Source organism: Citrobacter sp. wls706 (assembly GCF_005281305.1).
Lineage (GTDB): Bacteria > Pseudomonadota > Gammaproteobacteria > Enterobacterales > Enterobacteriaceae > Citrobacter > Citrobacter werkmanii.
This window is the reverse complement of record NZ_SZXG01000044.1, coordinates 1-10,790: the sequence shown is the minus strand read 5'-3', so window position 1 is coordinate 10,790 and position 10,790 is coordinate 1. Positions and strand designations below refer to the sequence as shown.

Sequence of the window (10,790 nt, the reverse complement as noted above, 5' to 3'; positions counted from 1 at the left end):
CTGATGGCGCTGCGCTTATCAGGCCTACAGGGTTAGGGCGATAAGCGCAGCCACCTGCATCGATTAATACTGATTAAACATTTCCTGGATCTGCTTAGGATCCTTGGTTTGCGTCAGCGCAAGCTGCAGCAGAACACGCGCTTTTTGCGGGTTCAGAGAACCTGAAGCCACAAAGCCGTATTTCGCATCATCAACTTCAGCATCCTGCGTGGTGGAGCCGGTTGGTACACGGGAGGAACGCACCACGACGGTACCTTTATGCGCGGCAGTGGCCAGCGTATCGAATACCGTTTTATACAAGTTGCCGTTACCTACACCCGCACTGACGATACCCGCATAACCCGCGTCGACCAGCGCTTTGGCTGGCAGATCCGAGGCGTTAGCGTAGTTGTAAACAATCCCCACTTTCGGCAGTTCGGTCAGCTTAGACACATCGAACGGAGTAGACGTGGTGTGCTTACGCGCAGGCGTACGCTGGTAGTCAATCTTGCCGTTATGGATGTAGCCCAGCGGGCCATAGTTAACGGATTTGAAGGTGGCTACATCGGTAGTGTTGGTTTTGGTCACGTCGCGACCATCCATCACGGTGTCGTTCATCACCACCAGCACGCCACGGTTGGCAGAGGCTTTGTCTGCAGCCGTCACCACTGCGTTATACAGGTTGAACGGGCCATCGGCGCTCATCCCTGTAGACGGACGCATTGCGCCAACCAGCACTACCGGCTTGTTGCACTTGACGGTCAGGTCGAGGAAATAGGCGGTTTCTTCCATGGTATCCGTACCATGTGTCACGACAAAACCGTCGGTTTTATCACACTCGGTGTTAATCTTTTTCGCCAGCGTTAACCAGACGTCGTCATTCATATCCTGAGAGCCGATGTTCACCACCTGCTCGCCTTTAACAACCGCGATGTCTTTCAACTGAGGTACGGCTTCAACCAGATTCTCTACGCCTACCTTGCCTGCCGTGTAGTTAGATTTTGTCGCGGAATCACCACCGCCGGCAATGGTCCCGCCGGTTGCCAAAATAGTGATGTTTGGCAGTGCAAGCGCCGCGCCGCTGAAACCCATAACCAGTGCGGCAAGTGCCGTTTTCTTGAAAAACTCCATGTTATTTCTCCAGTTACTTGAATTTGCAGCATTATGTCTATCTTACAGATGAATAATGTGACGAGTTCCAATTAACCAGATTTATATCTCCATCAAATTGCCATTCTTAGAGATGGATATCAAAAAAACAGAAAGATACAAAATAAAACGGCACAGAATGTTTCTGTGCCGTTAAAAAGAGGTGAAAATTATTTCAGCGTGCTAACCAGCGTTTTACGATCGTTTTCCAGCGTCACGACGCGGGCACAAACATCTTTGCCAAACTGCTGGAAGTCTTGTTCCTGATTCTTCCATTCGTTCTGAATTGAGGTTTGCAAACCACCGAGGCTCCCGAGCACGCCCTGCAGCGGGTTACCACCGCCTTTGAGCACAGCTTTGGCGCCCATCTCGTTGATGCTGTCCTGCAAAATGCCGCCCATCGCCTGATTCACTAATTGCTGCCCGTCGGCGCGGACCTGGTCAATCGCCTTATAGTGGAAGGTCAGCCCATCAGTACGATGTTCGATGATGCGGTTCATCTGCGCTTTCAATTGCGCATCCAGCTTGGTTAAGCGGCCACGCATGTTGCTGCTTTCACCGACCTCTTTGGCGATGATTTTGTCCAGTGCCACGCGACCTTTCTCTACGCGCGCTCTGGCACCTTCGTCAATCCACGGCAGGCTGCTACGCAACGCCGCCTGATAATCTTTAGCCTGCTCACGCTGTGCGGCGTTGAGGTTGTACTGCTTACCGTTAAAGGTGACATCACCGGCCTGGGTAATGACCAGATCGCCGTTTTCGCCTTTTACCTGCACCGTTTGTGGGCTCAAAATCACATCGTCACGTGGGGTGACGCTGCACTTGTAATCGGCATGTGCGGCCATCGCCGTGAACGTGAGGACTGCCGCCAGCAGCGTTTTGCGCATCATATCTTTCCCTCAATACAAATCGGGCCGGCATTTGCCGACCCTGTGCTACTTAGTCCCACCAAATATCGAAAAGTTCGCTGGTGCGCACTTCTTCAAGTTTATGCTCTTCCAGCCACTTACGGACGATTGCCTGATGTTCTTCGGTGCATTTGCCGATTTCCTGCAGACAGATCAGACCTTCCCAGGCCAGATAGCCGCTGCCGTCAAAGGCCAGTTTGTTCGGTTCGATAACCTCATTGATAAAGTCATCAACGATTTTATCGACCTGCTCTCCAGATGTACCTTCCGGGAAACGCCATGCAACCGAAAATCCTATTTCCTGGAATTCGTCGATGTGCATTTTTTTACGCAGACGACGGCTACGGTTCTTTGCCATTATTTCACCCTCTCGAACATTAAGTCCCATACGCCGTGGCCAAGACGATGACCACGTTGTTCAAATTTGGTTACCGGGCGCGATTGTGGGCGCGGTACATAATCGTTACTCTCTGACTGGTTTTTATACCCGTCGATAGAGGACATCACTTCCAGCATGTGCTCCGCATACGCTTCCCAGTCGGTTGCCATATGGAACACACCGCCCAGCTTCAGCTTACTTAAGATATGCTCAGCAAACGGTACCTGAACGATACGGCGTTTATTATGACGTGCTTTATGCCATGGGTCAGGGAAAAACAGCTGAACCATAGATAAAGAATTGTCAGGAATCATTTTATGCAGGACTTCAACGGCATCATGGCACATGACGCGCAGGTTCTCGACGCCCTCTTCATGGGCGGAAGCCAGACACGCACCAACGCCCGGCGAGTGTACCTCAATGCCGAGGAAATTTTGTTCTGGACGCGCTTTCGCCATTGCTACCAAAGACGCTCCCATACCGAAACCGATTTCCAGCGTGACTGGCGCATCGCGACCAAACAGTGCAGCGAAATCCACAGGCTCTTCGCTGAACTCAACGCCCATCACCGGCCAGTAGTTTTCCAGCGCGTGTTCCTGCCCTTTCGTCAGTCGCCCCTGGCGACGAACAAAACTACGAATCCGGCGCAGAGGGCGGCCGTTTTCATCAAATTCCGGTGAAATGACGTCGTTCTTCATAAAAGTTTAGTCTGCTGTGTTTGAGTTCTGAAAACGGGCATTATCCAAAGTTAGTTGCCGGATGCAAGTAAAGGAAGAAAGTGAGCAGCGGAAAGTTCCGGTTTACACCCCGTTGCCGCTGTGCTGCAATCTTGCCCCCGGCAATAATGAAACGGTAATCATGCAAGCCTCTCAATTTTCAGCTCAGGTTTTGAGCTGGTACGACAAATACGGGCGGAAAACGCTGCCCTGGCAAATTGACAAGACGCCTTACAAAGTATGGCTCTCTGAGGTGATGCTGCAACAAACTCAGGTTGCCACCGTTATCCCCTATTTTGAGCGCTTTATGGCACACTTTCCGACGGTAACGGATTTGGCCCATGCGCCGCTGGATGAAGTCCTGCATTTATGGACCGGGCTGGGCTATTACGCCCGTGCGCGTAATTTGCATAAAGCCGCGCAGCAGGTTGTGTCGCTGCATGGCGGTACTTTTCCGCAAACCTTTGATGAGGTAGCCGCCCTGCCAGGCGTTGGACGCTCAACCGCAGGCGCGATCCTTTCACTCTCTCTGGGTCAGCATTTTCCGATTCTCGACGGTAACGTCAAACGCGTGCTGGCTCGCTGTTATGCTGTAAGCGGCTGGCCGGGGAAAAAAGAGGTCGAAAAAAGACTGTGGGAGCTGAGCGAGCAGGTTACGCCTGCCCACGGCGTTGAGCGGTTTAACCAGGCGATGATGGATTTAGGCGCTATGGTTTGTACACGTTCAAAGCCTAAATGTTCGCTATGTCCGCTAGAGAATGGCTGTGTAGCGGCCGCCAATGCAAGCTGGGCGCTGTATCCTGGTAAAAAACCCAAACAGACGTTACCGGAACGTACGGCCTATTTTTTACTGCTACAGCATGATGACGAAGTGCTGCTCGCGCAGCGACCGCCCAGCGGCTTATGGGGTGGTTTATACTGTTTTCCGCAGTTTGACGACGAAGATGGACTGCGCAACTGGCTGGCGCAACGACAAATTAACGCAGATAATCTGACCCAACTTAATGCGTTTCGCCATACCTTTAGCCATTTCCACTTAGATATTGTGCCTATGTGGCTTCCCGTGTCTTCATTCAGTTCATGCATGGATGAAGGCAATGCGCTCTGGTATAACTTAGCGCAACCGCCATCTGTTGGACTGGCGGCTCCCGTGGAGCGTTTGTTACAGCAATTACATGCCGGTACACAGGTTTAACGTAGCGGTCGATAGAGAGGATTTTTTATGAGCAGAACGATTTTTTGCACTTTCCTGCAACGCGAAGCAGAAGGCCAGGATTTTCAGCTGTACCCGGGCGATCTGGGAAAACGCATTTATAACGAGATTTCTAAAGAAGCATGGGCGCAATGGCAGCATAAACAGACCATGCTGATTAACGAGAAAAAACTCAATATGATGAACGTCGAACACCGTAAGTTACTGGAACAGGAGATGATTAACTTCCTGTTTGAAGGTAAGGATGTGCATATTGAAGGCTATACGCCAGAGTCATAAAATCCGTTGCCGGATAGCGCTGCGCTGATCCGGCCGACGATTTAATCTGGTCCTTGCAAATAACAAACACAACACGCACTCCCGGAATGATGAAAAAATTTCTCGCGCTTGCCGTTATTGCGCCGTTGCTCATCTCCTGTTCCAGCTCGACCAAAAAAGGCGATTCCTATAACGAAGCCTGGGTCAAGGATACCAACGGTTTTGACATTCTGATGGGGCAATTTGCCCATAACATTGAGAATCTGTGGGGATTTAAGGAAGTGCTGATTGCGGGTCCGAAGGACTACGTAAAGTATACCGATCAGTACCAAACCCGCAGCCACATCAACTTTGATGACGGTACGATAACCGTCGAGACCATTGCCGGGACAGATCCTGCCGGGCATCTGCGTCGGGCAATTATCAAGACGTTGCTGATGGGCGATGATCCGGGTTCTATCGATCTCTATTCTGATGTCGACGACATTAAGATTTCCAAAGAGCCGTTCCTGTACGGACAGGTGGTCGATAATACCGGCCAGCCAATTCGTTGGGAGGGACGTGCAACCAACTTTGCCAACTACCTGCTGCAAACGCGACTTAAAAGCCGCAGCAATGGTCTGCGTATCATTTATAGCGTAACGATCAATCTGGTACCAAACCACCTTGATAAGCGCGCGCATAAATACATCGGCATGGTGCGTCAGGCATCGCGTAAGTATGGCGTCGACGAGTCGCTGATTCTGGCCATCATGCAAACCGAATCCTCGTTTAACCCGTATGCGGTCAGCCATGCCGATGCGCTGGGACTGATGCAGGTGGTACAGCACAGTGCCGGTAAAGATGTGTTCCGCTCGCAAGGGCGCTCAGGCACACCTAGCCGCAGTTTCCTGTTTGACCCGGCCAGCAACATTGATACTGGCACGGCTTATCTGGCCATGCTCAACAATGTCTATTTGGGCGGCATTGATAATCCAACCTCGCGTCGCTATGCGGTGATCACCGCGTATAACGGCGGTGCTGGCAGCGTGCTGCGCGTGTTCTCGAATGATAAAATTCAGGCCGCGAATATCATTAACAGCATGTCCCCGGGAGACGTTTATCAAACTCTGACCACCCGACACCCATCAGCTGAATCACGCCGATACCTTTACAAGGTCAATTCCGCACAAAAATCATATCGACGTCGCTAATGTATCCCTATTCTGCCCCCTAAAACGGGGGCCAGAAGAGCCAAAAGTGTTAACCACATCACTCTTTTGCCTTGCAATTAGAAATTGTTTGCAAATATTTGTCACAGGTAACAAAAAAAGAGTGCTGCTCATTGATAGAATCACATCATATAGCCACGGCAAATGTGCCTTTTAAAACATTCATCCGCATTACGGTGTGAGGAAATTAACATGAATCTTAAGCTGCAGCTGAAAGTTCTCTCGTTTCTGCAGTTCTGCTTATGGGGTAGTTGGCTGACTACTCTCGGCTCCTATATGTTTGTCACCCTTAAATTCGATGGTGCATCCATTGGCGCGGTGTATAGCTCGCTGGGGATCGCCGCCGTGTTTATGCCGACGCTGTTAGGGATCGTGGCCGACAAATGGATCAGTGCGAAGTGGGTTTACGCCCTTTGCCATCTGGTCGGCGCAGGGACGCTGTTCGCCGCAGCCGAAGTCACCACGCCAGGCGCCATGTTCTTTGTGATCTTGCTTAACTCTCTGGCCTATATGCCAACGCTGGGGTTAATCAACACCATCTCCTACTATCGCCTGCAATCAGCCGGAATGGATATCGTAACTGACTTCCCGCCAATCCGTATCTGGGGCACCATCGGCTTTATTCTGGCGATGTGGGCAGTAAGCTTCTCCGGCTTTGAACTGAGCCATATGCAGTTGTATATCGGTGCGACATTGTCCCTGATATTGGTACTGTTCACCCTGACGCTGCCGCATATTCCGGTCGCCAATCAGCAGAAAAACCAGAGCTGGTCGTCTATGCTGGGTCTGGATGCCTTTGCGCTGTTTAAAAACAAGCGTATGGCGATTTTCTTCATCTTCTCTATGATGCTGGGCGCGGAGCTGCAAATTACCAATATGTTCGGTAATACCTTCCTGCACAGCTTCGATAACAACCCGCTGTTCTCTGGTAGCTTTATCGTTGAACACGCATCGGTGATGATGTCGATTTCACAGATTTCCGAGACGCTGTTTATCCTGACCATCCCGTTCTTCTTAAGCCGTTACGGTATTAAGAACGTGATGCTGATCAGTATCGTCGCGTGGATGCTGCGCTTCGGCCTGTTTGCCTACGGCGATCCTACGCCGTTCGGTACCGTACTGCTGGTTCTGTCGATGATTGTTTACGGCTGCGCCTTCGACTTCTTCAACATCTCTGGCTCCGTGTTCGTGGAGAAAGAGGTTCGCCCTGAAATTCGTGCCAGCGCACAGGGTATGTTCCTGATGATGACCAACGGCTTCGGTTGTATTCTGGGCGGTCTGGTGAGCGGCAAAGTGGTTGAACACTATACGCTGAACGGTATTACCGACTGGCAGACCGTGTGGCTGATCTTCGCAGGTTACTCGCTGGTTCTGGCTTTTGCCTTCGTTGCGCTGTTTAAATACAAACACGTACGCACTCCGGCAGGCACGCAGACCATCGCACACTAATCTTTATTGATGAAAGAAGGTCACCATCAGGTGACCTTCTTTTTGACCAGTTCGTAAGCCGGATAAGCGTTTAGTGCCATCCGGCTTTTACTTCAGAACATATCCATACAGACGCTTAATGCCGTCTGCATCCGTCTCACTGTAAACGCCTTGCAACTCCGGCGAGAAACCAGGCAGCAGGTTTACCCCCTCTTCCAACGCCAGGAAGTATTGTTGCACCGCCCCGCCCCAGACTTCACCCGGTACCACGCACAGCACGCCCGGAGGATAAGGCAGCGCACCTTCCGCCGCAATGCGGCCAGCGGCATCACAAATACGCACCAGTTCAACATCACCACGAATAAAAGCGCTGTTCGCATCCTGCGGATTCATCGCCACGGCAGGCAGACTCTCCTGACGGAACATCGCTTTTTGCAGATCTTTCACATCAAAGCTGACGTACAGTGAGTGCATCTCCTGACACAGTTCACGCAGCGTGTAATCCCGGTAGCGCACCGGATACTTGTTGAAGATAGTGGGCAGCACTTCAGCCAGCGGCGTGTCGTTCTCAATGTGTTGCTCAAACTGCGCCAGCATCGCCACCAGTTGCGCCATTTTCTCTGCGCTTTCAGCCGGGGTCAGCAGGAACAGAATCGAGTTGAGGTCGCATTTCTCCGGCACAATGCCGTTTTCACGCAGGTAATGCGCCAGAATCGTCGCCGGAATACCAAACTCAGTATATTGCCCGGTTTGCGCATCAATGCCCGGAGTGGTTAACAACAGCTTGCAGGGATCGACAAAATACTGGTCGCGCGCGTAACCGGAAAAACCATGCCATTTTGCGCCAGGCTCAAAGCTAAAGAAGCGACGCTCGCTGGCAATCACCGCCGTCGGATAGGTTTCCCATGGTTTGCCATCAACCACCGGGGGAATAAACGGCTGAATCATCTTACAGCGGGCAATAATCGCTTTGCGGGCCTCGATTCCCAACGCCACGCATTCCGCCCATAGCCGACGACCGCTCTCGCCTTCATGAATTTTGGCGTTAACATCCAGCGCCGCAAACAGCGGGTAAAACGGACTGGTGGAAGCATGCAGCATAAAAGCGTTGTTCAGCCGCTTATGCGGACAGAACCGCGCCTGGCCGCGAATGTGGTTATCCTTTTTGTGGATCTGCGAGGTTTGCGAGAACCCGGCCTGTTGTTTGTGTACTGACTGAGTGACAAAGATCCCCGGATCGTTAGCATTAAGCTCCAACAGCAGTGGTGAGCCATCGGCCATCATCGGGATAAATTGCTCGTATCCAACCCATGCGGAATCAAACAGGATGTAATCGCACAGGTGACCGATCTTGTCGATCACCTGCCGGGCGTTATAGATCGTGCCGTCATAAGTGCCGAGCTGAATGATCGCCAGACGGAACGGACGCGGCTGGTCAGCCTTTTGTGGCGCAACTTCACGGATCTGCTGACGCAGGTACTGCTCATCAAAGCAGTGCTCATCAATGCCGCCGATAAAGCCAAACGGATTACGCGCCGCTTCCAGATAAACCGGCGTGGCGCCCGCCTGGATCAGCGCGCCGTGATGGTTCGACTTATGGTTGTTACGGTCAAAAAGCACCAAATCCCCACGCGTCAGCAGCGCATTGGTCACCACTTTATTGGCCGCAGAGGTCCCGTTCAGTACAAAGTAGGTTTTATCCGCGTGGAAAACTTTAGCGGCAAATTTCTGCGCATGTTTCGCTGACCCTTCATGAATCAGCAGATCGCCAAGCTTAACGTCAGCGTTGCACATGTCCGCACGAAACAGATTCTCACCAAAGAATTCGTAGAAATGCCGCCCCGCAGGATGCTTCTTAAAAAATTCACCGTGTTGGTGCCCCGGGCAGGCAAACGTGCTGTTCCCCATTTCGACATACTGGGTCAGTGTGTCGTAGAACGGCGGCAGCAAATCTTCTTCATACTGACAGGCAGCATATTCCAGCTCCAGCCACTCCTGAGCCTGACCGCGAATGACCGCATTTACGCCCGCTGGCACCTCCACATTAGACTCCGCGAACAGAAACACGGGTAAATGAAAACCTGTGCGTTTAAGCAAAGCAAGGATCCCGCAGCGGCTGTCCGCAACGGTAATGACGACTGCCGCAACGTCAGTAAAATCGGTACTGTCCAGCGAGACCACCTGACGATGACTGGACAGACGAGAGACCAGTTCACCACTGGCGGCAATTTTCATTGATTTCATAAGCGCAATAACCCGTTTCGGGAAAATCAAAAGTCCCGGCAAAGCTGCATTGCTTTGCCCACGAAATGACAGGTCAAACTGGTTACCAGCCCCGACCGCCAGACATCAGTAAAAGCAGATAGCCTCTGATCTTACTGTTATCCTGCAGTGAGCGTGCGCTGCCTTCACCGCATGGTGGGAGTGGTAAGATATGTTGCAGGAAGGGGCAAGCGTCGCGCAAAAAGGCGATATTGAAGGCGATGTAGGGGGAGTAATTTCATCCCAGGCAGCCCCATTCAGACAGGAGAAAATTCGCGCAATCATGGCACCTTTCACTTACAGGCGCAAGATAAAATCCAGAGCTAAAACCTCACAGATAAACAAACATTTTGTCTGAAATTAGCGGCATAATAATGCAATCTGAAACATAATTTCACCCAGTCAATTGTCTTTAGTATCAAGATGATAATGGGTATGCAGGAGCAAACGTGGTAATCGGACCGTTTATTAATAGCGGCGCCATTTTATTTGGCGGCGTTCTCGGCGCACTACTCAGCCAGCATTTACCGGAGCGCATTCGGGTCTCGATGACCTCCATATTCGGGCTGTGCTCTTTGGGAATTGGTATCTTGCTGGTTATCAAATGCGCCAACCTGCCGGTAATGGTTCTGGCAACGCTGGTTGGTGCATTAATTGGCGAGTTCTGTTATCTGGAAAAAGGGATCAATACCGCGGTTGCCAAAGCGCAGCAGCTTTTCACCCGGTCGGATGCCAACACCACGCACGAATCCTTCATCCAGAGCTATGTGGCCATCATCGTGCTATTTTGCGCCAGTGGTACTGGGATCTTCGGGGCGATACATGAAGGCATGACCGGCGATCCAAATATTTTAATCGCGAAGTCGTTTCTTGATTTCTTCACGGCCATCATCTTCGCCTGTTCGCTGGGGATTGCGGTATCTGCCATTTGCGTGCCGATGCTGGCAATTCAGTTAACGCTTGCCACCTGTGCGGCACTGATTTTACCCCTGACGACGCCAGCTATGATGGCCGATTTCAGCGCCGTAGGTGGACTGCTGTTGTTGGCAACCGGTTTACGTATTTGTGGAATCAAAATGTTTGCGGTTGTGAATATGCTTCCTGCCCTGCTGCTGGCAATGCCGCTTTCCGCCGCGTGGACGGCGTTTTTTGCCTGAGAATGCGTGCAATAGCAGCAATGTGATGATAGATTGTGCAGTCTGCATTGATTTGAAGAAATTTCGTTGACGAAGCGAAGTGAATCAGGTTTAATGCGCCTCGTTGCCCGGATAGCTCAGTCGGTAGAGC

10 protein-coding genes are annotated in these 10,790 nt (G+C 51.5%); 5 read left to right on the top strand and 5 right to left on the bottom strand.

All coding sequences use genetic code 11. The annotated features are described in order from the left end of the window. Nucleotides 1-63: 63 nt before the first annotated feature. The 4 genes from ansB to trmB all read right to left on the bottom strand — a co-directional run bounded on the left by ansB (nt 64) and on the right by trmB (nt 3,113). Entirely contained in the window at nt 64-1,110 is a 1,047-nt protein-coding gene (ansB, locus tag FDW92_RS23005) for an L-asparaginase 2 (protein WP_038633619.1), read from the bottom strand. Between the two features lie 188 nt (nt 1,111-1,298). Continuing rightward, entirely contained in the window at nt 1,299-2,018 is a 720-nt protein-coding gene (locus FDW92_RS23000; protein WP_042310951.1) for a DUF2884 domain-containing protein, read from the bottom strand. Nucleotides 2,019-2,067: 49 nt separating this feature from the next. Continuing rightward, nucleotides 2,068-2,394, bottom strand: a complete 327-nt coding sequence (locus FDW92_RS22995; RefSeq protein WP_006686835.1) for a 50S ribosome-binding protein YggL — start codon at nt 2,392-2,394, stop codon at nt 2,068-2,070. Then, a complete protein-coding gene (trmB, locus tag FDW92_RS22990; RefSeq protein WP_038633629.1) occupies nt 2,394-3,113 on the bottom strand; it encodes a tRNA (guanosine(46)-N7)-methyltransferase TrmB in 720 nt (239 codons plus the stop codon). Before trmB ends, FDW92_RS22995 begins: the two co-directional genes overlap by 1 nt. A gap of 160 nt (nt 3,114-3,273) precedes the next feature. Between trmB and mutY the strand changes: the two genes are divergently transcribed. From mutY to FDW92_RS22970, 4 genes are all read left to right on the top strand, one after another. After that, nucleotides 3,274-4,326, top strand: a complete 1,053-nt coding sequence (gene mutY / locus FDW92_RS22985; protein WP_042311165.1) for an A/G-specific adenine glycosylase — start codon at nt 3,274-3,276, stop codon at nt 4,324-4,326. A gap of 27 nt (nt 4,327-4,353) precedes the next feature. Then, complete coding sequence (locus FDW92_RS22980) at nt 4,354-4,623, top strand: oxidative damage protection protein (protein ID WP_003027126.1); 270 nt, start codon at nt 4,354-4,356, stop codon at nt 4,621-4,623. Between the two features lie 86 nt (nt 4,624-4,709). Continuing rightward, entirely contained in the window at nt 4,710-5,795 is a 1,086-nt protein-coding gene (gene mltC, locus FDW92_RS22975; RefSeq protein ID WP_094301040.1) for a membrane-bound lytic murein transglycosylase MltC, read from the top strand. Between the two features lie 210 nt (nt 5,796-6,005). Then, nucleotides 6,006-7,262, top strand: coding sequence for a nucleoside permease (locus tag FDW92_RS22970; RefSeq protein WP_042310954.1), 1,257 nt, complete (start codon nt 6,006-6,008; stop codon nt 7,260-7,262). Between the two features lie 87 nt (nt 7,263-7,349). On the opposite strand, the gene FDW92_RS22965 is transcribed toward FDW92_RS22970, so the two are convergent. Further along, nucleotides 7,350-9,485, bottom strand: coding sequence for an ornithine decarboxylase (locus FDW92_RS22965; protein WP_042310956.1), 2,136 nt, complete (start codon nt 9,483-9,485; stop codon nt 7,350-7,352). A gap of 467 nt (nt 9,486-9,952) precedes the next feature. On the opposite strand from FDW92_RS22965, the gene FDW92_RS22955 reads away from it, so the two are divergent. Further along, on the top strand, nt 9,953-10,660 hold the full coding sequence (locus FDW92_RS22955; RefSeq protein ID WP_042310961.1) for a DUF554 domain-containing protein: 708 nt from the start codon (nt 9,953-9,955) through the stop codon (nt 10,658-10,660). Nucleotides 10,661-10,790: the final 130 nt, after the last annotated feature.